Here is a 16,100-nt window from a genome sequence, read left to right as displayed (position 1 = left end):
ACGTGGCACCGACAGCGTGAATTGATCCTGATTCGAGGGGTTAGCGGGCCAGGGGCCGGGCATTGTCGTTACAGAGAGTGACGAGCTGGGGGGGGAAGGTGCGGCGGTGAGGTGGATCGTGGTCCTGGTGACCGTGGTGTGGGCGGTGGCGCGGCGCGTGGCTGCTCCGGAGGCCCCGGAGAGGAGGGCGGTGCGAGCCGCCGTCCTGCCGCTACTCCGCGGCCGGCGCCGGACGGGCGGCGGGCGTGCGCGCGGGCACGTAGGCGTCCGTGGAGGGGAGGCCCAGGTCGGTGGGGAGCAGGGCCGCCACCCAGCAGTCCCGGCGGACGCCGTTGTTGAGGATGCCCGCGCGTTCGGTCCCTTCGAGGACGAACCCGGCGCGCAGGGCCGTCGCGCGGGAGGCGGTGTTGCCCACCTCGGCCCGCCAGACGATCCGGTCCAGCGGGATCTGGGTGAACCCCCAGCGGGTGACGGCTGCGACCGCCTCCGTCATCAGGCCACGGCCGCGGTACTCCGCGGCCGACCAGAAGCCGAGCTCCGCGGTCCGCGTCGTGCGCATCGACAGCCCGATCGCCGCCACCAGGGCGCCGTGACCGACGGTGTCCACGGCACCGAAGGTGAACTCAGTTGCCCGCTGCCACCCCTCGGGGCAGATCCGGTTCACGAAATACTCCGCGTCCGCGCGCCGGTACGGAGACGGCACGGTGGTCCACCGCTGGATCGCGCCGTCCTGGCACGCCCGGTACACGGCGTCCACGTCCGCTGGGGTCAGCGCCCGCAGGGTGAGGCGTGCGGTCGTGAGAGTGATCGGCTCCATCGCGTGATTGTGCAGGTGCCGAGCGTTCCGGCGCCAGAAGTGCGGGAGCCGCCCCGGCACGTTCGCGGTGGCCCGTCCGTTGTCGTGATGGCAGACCTCCCGGCGCGGTGGGGTCCTCGCATACGATGGCCGTTGCCCAAGAGAATTCCGACCGTGCCAGGCCCGACCGGCAAGGAGACCAACCCCCGTGTCCGTCCTCTCAAAGCTCATGCGTGCAGGCGAAGGCAAGATCCTGCGCAAGCTGCACCGCATCGCGGACCAGGTCAACTCCATCGAAGAGGACTTCGTCAGCCTCTCCGACGCCGAGCTGCGCGCCCTCACCGATGAGTACAAGGAGCGCTACGCCGACGGCGAGAGCCTCGACGACCTCCTGCCGGAGGCGTTCGCGACCGTCCGGGAGGCGGCCAAGCGGGTCCTCGGCCAGCGTCACTACGACGTCCAGCTCATGGGTGGTGCCGCGCTGCACCTCGGTTATGTCGCTGAGATGAAGACCGGTGAGGGCAAGACCCTCGTCGGTACGCTGCCGGCCTACCTCAACGCGCTCTCCGGCGAGGGCGTCCACCTGATCACGGTGAACGACTACCTCGCCGAACGCGACTCCGAGTTGATGGGCCGCGTCCACAAGTTCCTGGGGCTGAGCGTCGGCTGCATCGTCGCCAACATGACCCCGGCGCAGCGCCGCGAGCAGTACGCCTGCGACATCACCTACGGCACCAACAACGAGTTCGGCTTCGACTACCTGCGCGACAACATGGCGTGGTCGAAGGACGAGCTGGTGCAGCGGGGCCACAACTTCGCGATCGTCGACGAGGTCGACTCGATCCTCGTGGACGAGGCACGTACCCCGCTGATCATCTCCGGTCCCGCCGACCAGGCGACCAAGTGGTACGGCGACTTCGCGAAGCTCGTGACCCGCCTGACCAAGGGCGAGGCGGGGAACCAGCTCAAGGGCATCGAGGAGACCGGCGACTACGAGGTCGACGAGAAGAAGCGCACCGTCGCCATCCACGAGTCGGGTGTCGCGAAGGTCGAGGACTGGCTCGGCATCGACAACCTCTACGAGTCGGTCAACACCCCGCTCGTCGGCTACCTCAACAACGCCATCAAGGCGAAGGAACTCTTCAAGAAGGACAAGGACTACGTCGTCATCGACGGCGAAGTCATGATCGTCGACGAGCACACCGGCCGCATCCTCGCCGGCCGCCGCTACAACGAGGGCATGCACCAGGCGATCGAGGCGAAGGAAGGGGTGGACATCAAGGACGAGAACCAGACGCTCGCCACGATCACCCTCCAGAACTTCTTCCGCCTCTACGACAAGCTCTCGGGCATGACCGGTACGGCCATGACCGAGGCCGCCGAGTTCCACCAGATCTACAAGCTGGGCGTCGTCCCCATCCCGACCAACCGGCCGATGGTCCGCATGGACCAGTCCGACCTCATCTACCGGACCGAGGTCGCCAAGTTCGACGCGGTCGTGGACGACATCGCGGAGAAGCACGAGAAGGGGCAGCCGATCCTGGTCGGCACCACCTCGGTCGAGAAGTCCGAGTACCTCTCGCAGCAGCTCTCCAAGCGCGGTATCCAGCACGAGGTGCTCAACGCCAAGCACCACGAGCGTGAGGCGTCGATCGTCGCCCAGGCCGGCCGGCGAGGCGCGGTCACGGTGGCCACCAACATGGCCGGCCGTGGTACCGACATCAAGCTCGGCGGAAACCCGGACGACCTCGCCGAGGCGGAGCTCCGTCAGCGTGGGCTCGACCCGGTCGAGCACGTCGAGGAGTGGGCGGCGGCACTGCCCGAGGCACTGGAGCGGGCCGAGGCGTCGGTGAAGGCCGAGTTCGAGGCGGTCAAGGAGGCCGGCGGCCTCTACGTGCTGGGCACCGAGCGGCACGAGTCGCGCCGTATCGACAACCAGCTGCGCGGTCGTTCCGGACGTCAGGGCGACCCGGGTGAGTCCCGGTTCTACCTGTCCCTCGGTGACGACCTGATGCGGCTCTTCAAGGCCGCCATGGTCGAGCGCGTCATGGCCATGGCCAACGTCCCGGACGACGTGCCGATCGAGAACAAGATGGTGACCCGGGCCATCGCCTCCGCCCAGTCCCAGGTGGAGCAGCAGAACTTCGAGACGCGAAAGAACGTCCTGAAGTACGACGAGGTGTTGAACCGGCAGCGCGAGGTCATCTACGGCGAGCGCCGGCGCGTCCTGGAGGGCGAGAACCTCCAGGAGCAGATCCAGCACTTCATGGACGACACCATCGACGCCTACATCCAGGCCGAGACCGCCGAGGGCTTCGCCGAGGAGTGGGACCTCGACCGGCTGTGGGGCGCCTTCAAGCAGCTCTACCCGGTGAAGGTCACCGTGGAGGAGCTGGAGGACGAGGCGGGCGACCGTGCCGGGCTGACCGCCGAGTTCATCGCGGACTCCATCAAGGACGACATCCACGCGCAGTACGCGGCGCGCGAGGAGCAGCTCGGTTCCGAGATCATGCGCGAGCTGGAGCGTCGCGTGGTCCTCTCCGTGCTGGACCGCAAGTGGCGTGAGCACCTCTACGAGATGGACTATCTCCAGGAGGGCATCGGCCTGCGGGCGATGGCGCAGAAGGACCCGCTGGTCGAGTACCAGCGTGAGGGCTTCGACATGTTCACGGCCATGATGGAGGGCATCAAGGAGGAGTCGGTCGGCTACCTGTTCAACCTGGAGGTCCAGGTCGAGCAGCAGGTCGAGGAGGTTCCGGTGGCGGAGTCCGAGCAGGGTGCCGACCTCACCAAGAGGGACGCCGTTCCGGCCGGTGGCAGGCCCGAGATCCGGGCGAAGGGGCTCGACGCCCCGCAGCGTCCCGACCGGCTCCACTTCTCCGCGCCGACCGTCGACGGTGAGGGCGGGGTCGTCGAGGGCGACTTCGCCAACGAGGGCGCCTCGGGTCGGACCGCCAACTCCGACGGGCTCACCCGTGCGGAGCGGCGCAAGGCACAGAAGGGCGGGCGTCGCCGCAAGAAGTAGGCGCGAGGTTCGTGGGGGTGGTCGGTCCGATGGGGGCCGGCCGCCCACGGGCCGGGCGGCGGGTACGCGCAGGGCGGGCAGCACCAGGGCTTGGGCGGTCCCAAGTGGCGTTGGATGCTCGCGAGACCGTGCTGGATGGGCCGGGAGTGGGCATCCGGTCGCCCGGGAGCGCGCAACGCGGGCACGCGCCAACGCAGAGCCCGCGATCCCGCACTGGATGACCGGGAGCGTGCATAGGGCGCCCGCGAGCCGCACCGGGTTGCTGGGAGCGCGCACTGTCCGCCTGCGAACCCCCATCGCACGTCCGCGAGCGTGGCACCGTCTGCCTTGCGTTGACCGCCGACCGCCGACCGCAGTCGTGCCATTCTGCGGGGGCCGCCTTCTGGGCTTCCGGGCGCAGTTTCTTGGCCGGGGCCACTCTCTTGCCTGTTCGCAGGGATGGCCTGCACGGCCGTGGGCCCGCGTGGATGGCCGGTAGCTGCACTACTCGCCCGGCAAGCCTCAACCACGGCCGCAAGCGCTGAGCCATGCCCCCTGCGCCGAGCGCAGCCGCGCCACTGTGCGCGTCGTTCCCGCGACCCGGCCACCCGCGCGCAGCGTCTCGGTCAGAGCTGCCCCTCTCGCCCCGTTTGCAAGGGCGCACTGCCTGACCGAGGGCCCGTACGGATGGCGGCGGGTGCCCTGTTCGCCCGCAAGCCTGAATCACACGGCCGCAAGCGCTGAGCCCATGCGCCCTGCGCTGACCGCAGCCGCGCAACCGTGCGCGCCCGCATCCCGGCCGTTCGCGCGCACAACCGCTTGGCCGGGGCCACTCTTCCGTCCTGTTTCGCAGAGTCCGGGCGCGGATGGTTCTGGCCGGTGTGTCGGGGAGGGCGTCCAGCCCGGTGGCAGGGGTGTCCGGCGTAGAGGTCGGTGAGGAGGACGGCGGCTGCGTGGGTGGCCGGGTGGGGGTCGTGGCGGCGCCGGATGAGGTGGACGGGGACGGGGGAGGCGTCGCGGGCGGGGCGGTAGGTGATGCCGTCGCGGCGGTACTGGGTGGCGGTGGGTGAGGCTTGCTCTTCGGGTGTGGCCAGGTCGGGAAGTGCGGTGCTGGGTGCGTTGGGAGGCTGGATCGGTGGGGCCGGGTTCTGCCTGGGCTTTCGCGGTGGTGCTCGGCTCTCTGGGGGGCGGGTTACGGAGGTGCAGTGCGTGAGGAGTTGGGTGGGCTTCCGCGGACTGGTTGTCTGTTCGTTCGACGGTGCGGATGTTCGGGCGGCGGGTCTGTTCGGGGTGGGAAATCCTGGGCTGGGAATCACTCGATGGGCTTACCCGGGCGGGGAGTTCACTCTCGTGAGTGATCGTTCCTGCACGACCGCGGGGAGGGCCGCTCACCCAGGCTCCGGGACTCCTGAAGCAGGGTTGTGAGGTGCTTCGAGCACTCCGGGTTGATGGTTCAGGAGCGAGATACGGCGTCGGCGAAGCCGTGAGGGCAGCAAAGAGACTGCGGGCGAAGGGCGAAGGGCGAAGGGCGAAGGGCGAGGGGCGAGGGGCGAGGGGCGGGGGGGCGAGGTGTGGGGTGTGGGGTTGCGCTGGGGCGAGCGTCGTCGAAGTTCGGGTACGGGGCGGCCTGCCCGAGCTGGTGGTGTCGTACGCCGGGGAGCCTGCCGTGGGTGGTCGGCTTCGGCCCGTGCGTGACCTGCTGGCGATGTTGGTGGGTCGGGTGCATCAGGCCGGGGTTGCCCGGCTGTGCGTGGTCACCGACCGCGTCGGCACTCCGCCCGGCGTCGCCCGTCGCGGAGGCGAGGGCAGCGGCGTCGTGCGGCTGATCTCCGCTGATCCGGGCCGCCCCGCCGGTACGGGGCGGGCGTGGCGGGTGCGGGCACCGCGTCGATGCGGACAGAGGCGACCGACGTGACGGTCACGACCGGTACCGCTGCTGGGCCGGGGCTCGGCGGGCAGCCGGTGATGGTGTGCTGCGGTACCGCAGGCGACTTCGGCCTGGGGAAAAGGCTGCCGGCTACTCGACTCTCGCCGGGCGTCTGAAGGCCCGGGAAAGCGCTGGAGCGGGTTCGCGTGGCTGTCGGGGCGGCCGACGCCGGACGCGGCTCGTGCGTGCCGTCGTGGAGGCGGCCTTGGGCTGAGCGGTGCGAGGCCGATGCGATCGCGCCGCCGCCGGCCCCGAGCCGGCAGCACGAGTGCGGGGCCCGAACCCCCGTATCGGGCCCCGCACGCCTGCTGCCGGTTTCCCAGGCTGGTGGTGGTCTGCTGATGCCGCTCCTCCGGTGCCGGGCGCGCAAGGCGTCGGAGCCGGGTTCGGCGGTGTGGGTGGGGTTACGTGCGGTGGTGGTGCGAGCGGAAGCCGGGGGTGCCGGGTGGCGCGGCGGGAAGGCGCCGTCTGCGGCTTGTCGGACTTCCGGGGAGGCCGTGCGTTCTACGGATGGGGGGCCAGGTGGCCGGTGCCGTCGTTCGTGGAGGGGGTGGGGTGCTTCTCCGTGACGGGTTCGGCTCTGGGGGATTTCCGTGCGCGCATGGGAATTGGCCTTATGGGGTGTGGTGCGGGGAAATGCGGTGGTGAATGAGGAAAGGGTGTGGGGCGTCGTCGCCGGTGGGCTCGCCTCGTACATCCTGCCGGGTGGGGTTGGTGTGAACAAGTTAGGATTGTTAAACGCTCGTTTAGGGGCGGCGGGGGGTACCTGCTCGACTGGGAGAACGCATGCTGGAACGGCTGGAGTTGGAAGCCTTCCTCACCCTCGCCGAGGAACTGCACTTCGGACGTACCACCGAGCGGCTGCACGTCACGACCGGTCGCGTCAGCCAGCTCCTCAAGAAGCTCGAAGGGCGCGTCGGCGCGCCCCTCTTCGTACGCAGCAGCCGCACCGTCGAACTCACCGAGATCGGCAGCCAGCTCCGCGAGGATCTCCAGAGCGGCTATGAGCAGATCGCGCGCGGAATGGAGCGGGCCGTCGAGGCGGCGAGCGGGGCGCGGAATTCGCTGCGGGCCGGATTTGTCGGCGCCCTCGCCGGCCAGGTGATCCACCGGGCCGCGCGGAAATGCGCGGAGGAGGGAAAGGGCTTCGCGGTTCTCATGCGCGAGGTGCAGGTTTCCGCATCCCTCACGAGCCTGCGGGAGGGGCACGTCGACGTGCTGGCGATGAGCCTGCCGGTCACCGCGCCCGACATCGTGGTGGGGCCCGTCCTCTTCTCCGAACCCCGGATGCTCGGGGTCCCCGCCGGGCACCGGCTGGCCGGCCGGACGACGGTGTCGCTGGAGGACCTGGCGGGGATCACGCTGTTGCGGCCGGCCCGTTCGGGCCAGGACGAGTGGCCCACCGACCGCCACCCCGGGCGTACGCCGGCAGGGGCGGCGATCGTCGGCGGGCCGCGCGTGCAGACGTTCCAGGAGGCGTTGCAGCTGGCCGGGGCCGGTGCGGGCGCCCTCATCGTCGGCGCCCAGGCCCAGCAGTTCTACAGCCGGCCCGACCTCGTCTACGTGCCCTTCCGGGACGCGCCTCCCATCGAATGGGCCGTCACCTGGCTGCGGGCCAAGGACGCGCCCCGCAAACGGGAGTTCGCGCGGATCGCCCAGGAGGTGGGGCAGGCCCACGTGCGGGGCTGACCTCAGGGCTCGGCCCGTTCGCGGTGGCGGCCGTCCGCCTCGACGGCGGCGCAGCGCCAGCGCAGGTCGGGGCCGCGCTCCAGGCGGAAGGCGAGGGCGTGCACGCGGTCGCCGCTGCTGATCCGGGCGAACGCCTCGACGACCCCGTCGCGGGGCGCGTACTCGTCGCAGTGGCGGACCGACGGTTCGCGGCCGGGTGGCAGGAACGGCTCGTCCGCCGGGGCCAGCCGGACCAGTTGTTCGTACGCCTCGCCGACCGTGTGGCTCAGCAGGGAGTGGACGGGCCGGCGGCCGGTGAGGACGGCGAGGAGGCGGTCGGCGAACCAGTAGCGCGGGACGGCCTCGCGCGGGCGCCGGACGGCGCATCGGCCGGGGCGGCGGCTGTCGCGCCGCGCCGTCGCGGGACGGGTGGTGGCCGGCCGGTGGGCGGTCGCGGAACGGATGGGGGAGCGGCGGGCGACGGTCCGGCCGGGGCCGGACGGGGGCCGGTTCACGGGGCCTCCTGGCGGATGGTGGTGGGGACGCGGTCTACCGGGCGGTAACCGCTCGCCGCAGCCTGGGGCCCGCGCCGCCCGGGGGCAAAGCCGGGCAGAGCCCGTCCGAAGGGCCCGGGAAGTTCACCTATCAGGAGGAGAAGCGGGATGCACAGCGCCGCTGCCGCAGGGCTTGCGAGGGTGAGGGGGCGGCGCCGGGTTGACCGTTCACGCGGCGCCGCCCGCCTCCGAAGGGGGACGCCGGCCACGTATCCTGACCCCGTCCAGACCCGACCACGGAAACGGCCCCTCATGCGCGTCTACGTCCCCCTGACCCTGCCGGCTCTCGCCCAGGCGCACCGGGCGGGCGAACTGGGGCCCGGGCCGCTCACCGCGTACGCCGTCACGCCCGGCCTGCGCGAGTGGTACGTCTCCGACGACATCGAGGAGCTGGAGTACGCGGCGCTGACGCGGGCCGCCCACGGGTCGCTGCGGCTGCTCGCCGCCGACCCGGACGCGGTCCGCAAGCGGGTCGTCGTCGCGGTGGACATCGCCGACGGCGCCGTCCACGCCGACCCGGACCGGGCGCTCGACCCGGACGCCCTCGGCGAGGTGCGGCTGGAGGCGGCCGTGCCGCTGGGCAAGGCGGCGGCCGTCCACGTCGACGCGGACGGCGCGGCGGTGGACGTGGCCCGGGCGGCCGAGGCGCTGGCGGCGGCCGACGGCGGCGACGGGGACGCCCAGTTCGTGGTGGACGGCGCCGACGACCACGAACTGCTCTGGTTCGCGACTCAGGAGATCGCGCACCTCGTCGCCGGCTGACGGCCTCCGGCCGTACCCGGGCGGCCTGGAAACCTCCTGGGCGGGGTGTGGCCGCCCCCGTTACCTTCGAACCATGCCCACCATCACGCCGCACATCGTCTGGGACTGGAACGGCACGCTCTTCCACGACACGGAGGCGGTCGTCGGCGCCACCAACGCGGCGTTCGCCGAGTTCGGGGTCGCGCCGATCACCCTGGAGCAGTACCGGGAGCTGTACTGCGTGCCCATCCCGCGCTTCTACGAGCGGATGATGGGGCGGGCGCCCACCGAGGCCGAGTGGGAGGTGATGGACGGCATCTTCCACCGGTACTACGGGGAGCACAGCATCCGGTGCGGCCTCGCCGAGGGCGCCGAGACGCTGCTCACCGGGTGGCAGCAGGCGGGCCACAGCCAGTCGATCCTGAGCATGTACGGGCACGAGGAACTGGTCCCGCTGGTGCGGGGGCTCGGCATCGACCGGCACTTCCTGCGGGTCGAAGGGCGCACCGGCACCGCCGGCGGCTCCAAGGCCGAGCACATGGTGCGCCACCTCGGGGCGCTGGACGCCGTACGGGCGGAGGGCACCGTGGTGATCGGGGACGCCGCCGACGACGCCGTGGCCGCGCACGCCGTGGGCGCCCGGGCGGTGCTGTACACCGGCGGGACGCACAGCCGGGGGCGGCTGGAGGCGACCGGGGCCGTGGTGGTCGACACCCTCGCGGAGGCCGTCGAGGTGGCGCACGGGGCGTTCGAACAGGGGTGACGGCAGAGGACAGGGCGGGCACCGGCCGGGGTTCCGGCACCCCCGGTCGAGGGTGAGTTCCGTTACACCTGGCTCGGCGGGCCGCCGCTGAAACGCCCTCGGAAGCCCGCTGGCCCCCGCCTGATGCCATCCTGCGGTGGCCGAGAACCGCCCCACCCCCCGCGAGGTTCCCGGGCCGGCGCCGGGAGGGCCGGTTCCAGCCCCGGAAGCGCGTTCCGTACGGCAGGAGCGTCGTCTTGCGGCTCGGCCCGGGTGTCACCCCTGCGCGTCCCGTGTGCCCCGGGTGGCTCGTGTGTCCCTCTACCCCCTCGCGTCCCGGCTACAGGTGGGCGGACCGGCCAAGTTCCCCCCGTGGTTTTGTACGAAAGCGGCTCATGACGTCCGCCCCCGGATGCGAGATAGCCTGGCCTCGTGATCAGCGCGATACGCGACGGGGGCAGTGGCGCCCCCGGACGGTGCCCGGTGTGCGGCTTCTGTGCCGTCCCGGGCCCGCTGTGCTGGTCCCCTCCGGGAGAGCGGGCCGTCCACAATGGCCGATAACACCCCGCTCGTCCCGCTTCCCGGCATAACGTCGAATCCGACCGGAGACCCCGCGTCGCGGCGTTACGTCCCACACGTTTCATCAACGTCTCGCAACGGCGCGTGACAGGAGCCAGAGGACCATGCAGACCAAGCTGGACGAAGCCAAGGCCGAGCTGCTCGAAAGGGCGGCCGAGGTCGCTGAGAACAGCCCGGCAGGGGGACGCCTCCCCGTCGGGGCGACGGGCGAGGGCGCGCCGGATCAGGACTCCGTGCACGCCTTCCTCCAGCGCTACTACCTGCACACGGCCGCCGAGGACATGGCCGACCGCGACCCGGTCGACATGTTCGGCGCCGCCTACTCCCACTACCGGCTGGCCGAAAACCGCCCGCAGGGCACCGCCAACGTCCGGGTGCACACCCCGACCGTCGAGGAGAACGGCTGGACCAGCAGCCACTCCGTGGTCGAGGTCGTCACCGACGACATGCCCTTCCTCGTCGACTCGGTCACCAACGAGCTCTCCCGGCAGAACCGCGGCATCCACGTCGTCATCCACCCGCAGGTCGTCGTCCGCCGCGACATCGCCGGCAAGCTCGTCGAGGTGCTGCCCGGCGACGCCGCCGAGCGGCCGCTCGACGCGGTCACCGAGTCGTGGATCCACGTCGAGATCGACCGCGAGACCGACAAGAGCGACCTCAAGCAGATCACCGCCGACCTGCTCCGCGTCCTCTCCGACGTCCGCGAGGCCGTCGAGGACTGGGAGAAGATGCGCGGCGCCGCGCTGCACATCGCCGGCGACCTGCCCACCGAGCCCGTCTCCGACCTCGCCGACGAGGACGTGGAGGAGGCCCGCGAGCTGATGCGCTGGCTCGCCGCCGACCACTTCACCTTCCTCGGCTACCGCGAGTACCGTCTGATGGACGACGACTCGCTGGCCGCCGTCCCCGGTACCGGCCTCGGCATCCTCCGTGCCGACCCGCACCAGGACGAGGACCGCCACCCGGTCAGCCCGTCCTTCGAGCGGCTCCCCGCCGACGCCCGCGCCAAGGCCCGCGAGCACCGGCTGCTCATCCTCACCAAGGCCAACAGCCGCGCGACCGTGCACCGGCCCAGCTACCTCGACTACATCGGCGTCAAGAAGTTCGACGCCGAGGGCAACGTCATCGGCGAGCGCCGCTTCCTCGGCCTCTTCTCCTCCGCCGCGTACACCGAGTCGGTCCGCCGGGTCCCGGTCATCCGCCGCAAGGTCGCCGACATCCTCAAGGCGGCCGGGTTCTCGCCCAACAGCCATGACGGGCGCGACCTCCTCCAGATCCTGGAGACCTACCCGCGCGACGAGATGTTCCAGATCTCCGCCGAGGAACTCCTGCCGATCGCCACCAGCGTCCTCTACCTCCAGGAACGCCGCCGGCTCAGGCTCTACCTGCGCAAGGACGAGTACGGCCGCTACTACTCGGCCCTCGTCTACCTGCCGCGCGACCGCTACACCACCGGCGTGCGGCTGCGGATCATCGACATCCTCAAGGAGGAACTCGGCGGCACCAACGTCGACTTCACCGCCTGGAACACCGAGTCGATCCTCTCCCGCCTGCACTTCGTGGTGCGTGTCCCCTCCGGCACCCAGCTGCCCGAGCTGACCGACGCCGACCACGACCGCATCGAGGCCCGCCTGGTCGAGGCCGCCCGCTCCTGGGCCGACGGCTTCGGCGAGGCACTCAACGCCGAGTGCGGCGAGGAGCGCGCCGCCGAACTCCTCCGCCGCTACCAGGGCGCCTTCCCCGAGGGGTACAAGGCCGACCACTCCCCGCGCGCCGCCGTCGCCGACCTCGTCCACCTGGAGCGACTGCGCGGCGAGGGCGTGCGGGACTTCGCCCTCAGCCTCTACGAGCCGGTCGGCGCCGCCCCCGACGAGCGCCGCTTCAAGATCTACCGCACCGGCGAGCCCGTCTCGCTCAGCGCCGTCCTCCCCGTCCTCCAGCGCCTGGGCGTCGAGGTCGTCGACGAGCGCCCCTACGAGCTGCGCCGCACCGACCGCTCCACCGCCTGGATCTACGACTTCGGGCTGCGCGTCCCCGGCCTCAGCCACGCCAACGACTTCCTCGGCGACGACGGCCGCGAGCGGTTCCAGGAGGCGTTCGCCGCCACCTGGACCGGCGCCGCCGAGAACGACGGCTTCAACGCCCTGGTCCTCGGCGCCGGGCTGACCTGGCGCGAGGCGATGGTGCTGCGCGCGTACGCCAAGTACCTGCGGCAGGCCGGCTCGACCTTCAGCCAGGACTACATGGAGGACACCCTCCGCACCAACGTCCACACCACCCGGCTGCTCATCTCCCTCTTCGAGGCGCGGATGGCACCCGAGCGGCAGGCCGCGGGGCTGGAGCTGACCGACGGCATCCTGGAGGAGCTGGACGGCGCCCTCGACCAGGTCGCCTCGCTCGACGAGGACCGCATCCTGCGCTCCTTCCTCACCGTCATCAAGGCGACCCTGCGCACCAACTTCTTCCAGCACACCGAGAGCGGCGAGCCGCACGGCTACGTCTCGATGAAGTTCGACCCGCAGGCCATCCCCGACCTGCCCGCGCCCCGCCCGGCCTTCGAGATCTGGGTGTACTCGCCGCGCGTCGAGGGCGTCCACCTGCGGTTCGGCAAGGTCGCGCGCGGTGGTCTGCGCTGGTCCGACCGGCGTGAGGACTTCCGCACCGAGATCCTCGGCCTGGTCAAGGCGCAGATGGTCAAGAACACCGTCATCGTGCCGGTCGGCGCCAAGGGCGGCTTCGTCGCCAAGCAGCTGCCCGACCCGGCCAAGGACCGCGACGCGTGGCTGGCCGAGGGCATCGCCGCGTACAAGACCTTCATCTCGGCGCTGCTCGACATCACCGACAACATGGTCGCCGGCGAGGTCGTGCCGCCGGCCGACGTGGTCCGCCACGACGAGGACGACACCTACCTCGTCGTCGCCGCCGACAAGGGCACCGCCACCTTCTCCGACACCGCCAACCAGGTCGCCGCCGACTACGACTTCTGGCTCGGCGACGCCTTCGCCTCCGGCGGCTCGGCCGGCTACGACCACAAGGGCATGGGCATCACCGCCCGGGGCGCCTGGGAGTCGGTCAAGCGGCACTTCCGCGAGCTGGGCCACGACACCCAGACCGAGGACTTCACCGTCGTCGGCGTCGGCGACATGTCCGGCGACGTCTTCGGCAACGGCATGCTGCTCAGCGAGCACATCCGCCTGGTCGCCGCCTTCGACCACCGGCACATCTTCATCGACCCGAACCCGGACGCCGCCACCTCCTACGCGGAGCGGCGCCGCCTCTTCGAACTGCCCCGCTCCTCCTGGGCCGACTACGACACCGACCTGATCTCGGCGGGCGGCGGCGTCTTCCCGCGCAGCGCCAAGTCGGTCACGGTCAACGCCCACATCCGCGAGGCGCTCGGCCTGCCCGCCGGGACCACCAAGATGACCCCGGCCGACCTCATGCGGGCCGTCCTCACCGCCCCGGTCGACCTGCTGTGGAACGGCGGCATCGGCACCTACGTCAAGTCCTCCGCCGAGTCCGACGCGGCCGTCGGCGACAAGGCCAACGACGCCATCCGTGTCAACGGTGCCGACCTGCGGGTCAAGGTCGTCGGCGAGGGCGGCAACCTGGGCGCCACCCAGCTGGGCCGCATCGAGTTCGCCCGCTCCGGCGGCAAGATCAACACCGACGCCATCGACAACAGCGCCGGCGTGGACACCTCCGACCACGAGGTGAACATCAAGATCCTGCTCAACGCGGTCGTCAACGACGGGGACATGACGGTCAAGCAGCGCAACACGCTGCTCGCCGAGATGACCGACGAGGTCGGCACGATGGTGCTGCGCAACAACTACGCGCAGAACACCGCCCTGGCCAACTCCACCGCCCAGGCCCCCTCGCTCCTCCACGCCCAGCAGCGCTTCATGCGCCGCCTGACCCGCGAGGGCGCCCTCGACCGGGCCCTGGAGTTCCTCCCCGGCGACCGGCAGATCCGCGAGCTGCTCAACAACAACCGCGGCCTCACCCAGCCCGAACTGGCCGTGCTGCTCGCCTACACCAAGATCACCGCCGCCGAGGAGCTGATCTCCACCCGGCTCCCCGACGACCCGTACCTGATGCGGCTGCTCCACGCCTACTTCCCGAAGGCGCTGGTCGAGAAGTTCCCCGAGCAGATCGTCGCCCACGCGCTGCGCCGCGAGATCATCACGACGATGCTGGTCAACGACACCGTCAACACCGGTGGCGCGACCTTCCTGCACCGGCTGCGCGAGGAGACCGGGGCCTCCCTGGAGGAGATCGTCCGGGCCCAGCTCGCCGCCCGTGAGATCTTCGGTCTGAGCGCCGTCTGGGACGCCGTCGAGGCGCTCGACAACCAGGTGCCGGCCGACGTCCAGACCCGCATCCGGCTCCACTCGCGGCGCCTGGTGGAGCGCGGCACCCGCTGGCTGCTCAACAACCGGCCGCAGCCGCTGGCCCTCGCCGACACCATCGACTTCTTCCAGAAGCGGGTCGGCGAGATCTGGGCCCAGCTCCCCACGCTGCTGCGCGGCTCCGACCTGGAGTGGTACGAGTCGATCCTCGAGGAACTGGTCGAGGCCGGGGTCCCCGAGGAACTGGCCACGCGGGTCGCCGGGTTCTCCTCGGCCTTCCCCACCCTCGACCTGGTGGCCATCGCCGACCGCACCGACAAAGACCCGATCGCCGTCGCCGAGGTCTTCTACGACCTCGCCGACCGGCTGCGGATCACCCAGCTCATGGACCGCATCATCGAGCTGCCGCGCGCCGACCGCTGGCAGTCCATGGCCCGCGCCTCCATCCGCGAGGACCTGTACGCGGCCCACGCGGCGCTCACCGCCGACGTGCTGGAGGCGGGTGGCGCCGACGCCAGCCCGAAGGAGCGGTTCGAGGCGTGGGAGCGGCAGAACGCCGCGATCCTGACCCGCGCCCGGGCCACGCTGGAGGAGATCCAGAACTCCGACGCCTTCGACCTGGCCAACCTCTCGGTCGCCATGCGCACCATGCGCACCCTGCTCCGCAGCCGCGCCTGACCCGGCCCCGGACACACCACCGGCCCGCTCCCGCTTCGGCGGGGGCGGGCCGGTGGCCGTAAGGGCGTGTGCCGGAGGACCCGGGCCTACCGTCCGGGCCACCCCTCCCACGCCGAGGCCACCATGTCCCGCGGCGTCAACCGCGCCCGCCAGTCCAGGGCTTCGGCGGCGCGGGCGGTGGAGGCGACGACGCGGGCCGGGTCGCCGGGGCGGCGGGGGAGGACGACCGGGTCGATGTGCTTGCCGGTGACGTCGTTGATCAGGTCGATCAGCTGGCGGACCGAGACGCCCCGGCCGCTGCCGATGTTGAGGGTCAGGTCCTCGCCGGGGGTGGCGGCGGCCAGCGCGCGGGCGGCGGCGGCGTGGGCCTCGGCGAGGTCGACCACGTGGATGTAGTCGCGGACGCAGGTGCCGTCCTCGGTCGGGTAGTCGTCGCCGAAGATCTGCGGGGGCACGCCGTCGGTGAGCCGCTCGAAGACCATCGGGACGATGTTGAAGACGCCGGTGTCGGCGAGTTCGGGCACGGCGGCGCCGGCCACGTTGAAGTAGCGCAGGCAGGCGGTGCGCAGGCCGTGGGCGCGGCCGGTGGCGCGGACCAGCCACTCGCCGGCCAGCTTGGTCTCGCCGTAGGGGTTCATCGGCGCGCAGGGCGTGGACTCGGTGACGAGGTCGACGTCGGGCATGCCGTAGACGGCGGCCGAGGAGGAGAGGACGAAGGAGTCGACGCCGGCGGCGACGGTGGCCGCCAGCAGGACGCGCAGACCCTCGATGTTGTCGTGGTAGTAGCGCAGCGGTACCGAGACCGACTCGCCCACCTGCTTCTTCGCGGCGGTGTGGATGACGCCGGTGATGGCGTGGTCGGCGAAGACCTTGTCGAGCAGCGGCCGGTCCAGGGTGGTGCCCCGGACCAGGGTGGCGGAGGCGGGGAGGCGGCCTTCGACGCCGGTGGAGAGGTCGTCGAGGACCACGGCGCTCTCGCCGGCCTCGTCCAGGGCGCGGACTACGTGCGCACCGATGTATCCGGCGCCGCCAGTGATCAGCCAGGTCATGGTCACCTGT

Annotated in this window: 8 protein-coding genes and 1 pseudogene; 5 read left to right on the top strand and 4 right to left on the bottom strand. The window is 71.4% G+C overall.

What is annotated here, in order from left to right; all coding sequences use genetic code 11:
• Window positions 1-211: 211 nt before the first annotated feature.
• A complete protein-coding gene (locus OIM89_RS09895; RefSeq protein WP_030696349.1) occupies window positions 212-817 on the bottom strand; it encodes a GNAT family N-acetyltransferase in 606 nt (201 codons plus the stop codon).
• Window positions 818-1,004: 187 nt separating this feature from the next.
• Between OIM89_RS09895 and secA the strand changes: the two genes are divergently transcribed.
• On the top strand, window positions 1,005-3,821 hold the full coding sequence (secA, locus tag OIM89_RS09890) for a preprotein translocase subunit SecA (RefSeq protein ID WP_030696350.1): 2,817 nt from the start codon (window positions 1,005-1,007) through the stop codon (window positions 3,819-3,821).
• A gap of 890 nt (window positions 3,822-4,711) precedes the next feature.
• Here the strand turns inward: secA and OIM89_RS09885 are convergent.
• Window positions 4,712-4,864: pseudogene (locus OIM89_RS09885) on the bottom strand (LysR family transcriptional regulator); the annotation flags it as partial.
• A 1,649-nt stretch (window positions 4,865-6,513) separates the two neighbouring features.
• Between OIM89_RS09885 and OIM89_RS09880 the strand changes: the two are divergent.
• Window positions 6,514-7,416: a LysR family transcriptional regulator gene (locus OIM89_RS09880; protein ID WP_264491162.1), complete on the top strand. Its 903-nt coding sequence runs from the start codon at window positions 6,514-6,516 to the stop codon at window positions 7,414-7,416.
• Window positions 7,417-7,418: 2 nt separating this feature from the next.
• Here the strand turns inward: OIM89_RS09880 and OIM89_RS09875 are convergent, their stop codons facing one another.
• A complete protein-coding gene (locus tag OIM89_RS09875) occupies window positions 7,419-7,910 on the bottom strand; it encodes an Rv3235 family protein (protein ID WP_030696352.1) in 492 nt (163 codons plus the stop codon).
• Window positions 7,911-8,201: 291 nt separating this feature from the next.
• Here OIM89_RS09875 and OIM89_RS09870 point away from each other — a divergent pair, with 291 nt between their 5' ends.
• From OIM89_RS09870 to OIM89_RS09860, 3 genes are all read left to right on the top strand, one after another.
• Entirely contained in the window at window positions 8,202-8,711 is a 510-nt protein-coding gene (locus OIM89_RS09870) for a DUF6912 family protein (protein ID WP_030696353.1), read from the top strand.
• 73 nt (window positions 8,712-8,784) lie between these two features.
• On the top strand, window positions 8,785-9,453 hold the full coding sequence (locus OIM89_RS09865) for an HAD family hydrolase (RefSeq protein ID WP_103506389.1): 669 nt from the start codon (window positions 8,785-8,787) through the stop codon (window positions 9,451-9,453).
• Between the two features lie 662 nt (window positions 9,454-10,115).
• Entirely contained in the window at window positions 10,116-15,041 is a 4,926-nt protein-coding gene (locus tag OIM89_RS09860) for an NAD-glutamate dehydrogenase (RefSeq protein ID WP_030696355.1), read from the top strand.
• A gap of 86 nt (window positions 15,042-15,127) precedes the next feature.
• On the opposite strand, the gene galE is transcribed toward OIM89_RS09860, so the two are convergent.
• Window positions 15,128-16,090, bottom strand: a complete 963-nt coding sequence (gene galE, locus OIM89_RS09855; protein ID WP_264491161.1) for a UDP-glucose 4-epimerase GalE — start codon at window positions 16,088-16,090, stop codon at window positions 15,128-15,130.
• Window positions 16,091-16,100 lie beyond the last annotated feature (10 nt).

This window comes from Streptomyces sp. BI87 (assembly GCF_025957665.1).
GTDB classification, from domain to species: Bacteria; Actinomycetota; Actinomycetes; order Streptomycetales; family Streptomycetaceae; genus Streptomyces; species Streptomyces albidoflavus.
This window is presented reverse-complemented; position numbering and strand designations above follow the sequence as displayed.

Excerpts from the sequence above, each read along its gene's own strand:
- OIM89_RS09895 (WP_030696349.1), bottom strand. The coding sequence starts at position 817 with ATGGAGCCGATCACTCTCACGACCGCACGCCTCACCCTGCGGGCGCTG.
- OIM89_RS09880 (WP_264491162.1), top strand. The coding sequence starts at position 6,514 with ATGCTGGAACGGCTGGAGTTGGAAGCCTTCCTCACCCTCGCCGAGGAA.
- OIM89_RS09870 (WP_030696353.1), top strand. The coding sequence starts at position 8,202 with ATGCGCGTCTACGTCCCCCTGACCCTGCCGGCTCTCGCCCAGGCGCAC.
- OIM89_RS09865 (WP_103506389.1), top strand. The coding sequence starts at position 8,785 with ATGCCCACCATCACGCCGCACATCGTCTGGGACTGGAACGGCACGCTC.
- OIM89_RS09860 (WP_030696355.1), top strand. The coding sequence starts at position 10,116 with ATGCAGACCAAGCTGGACGAAGCCAAGGCCGAGCTGCTCGAAAGGGCG.
- galE (WP_264491161.1), bottom strand. The coding sequence starts at position 16,090 with ATGACCTGGCTGATCACTGGCGGCGCCGGATACATCGGTGCGCACGTA.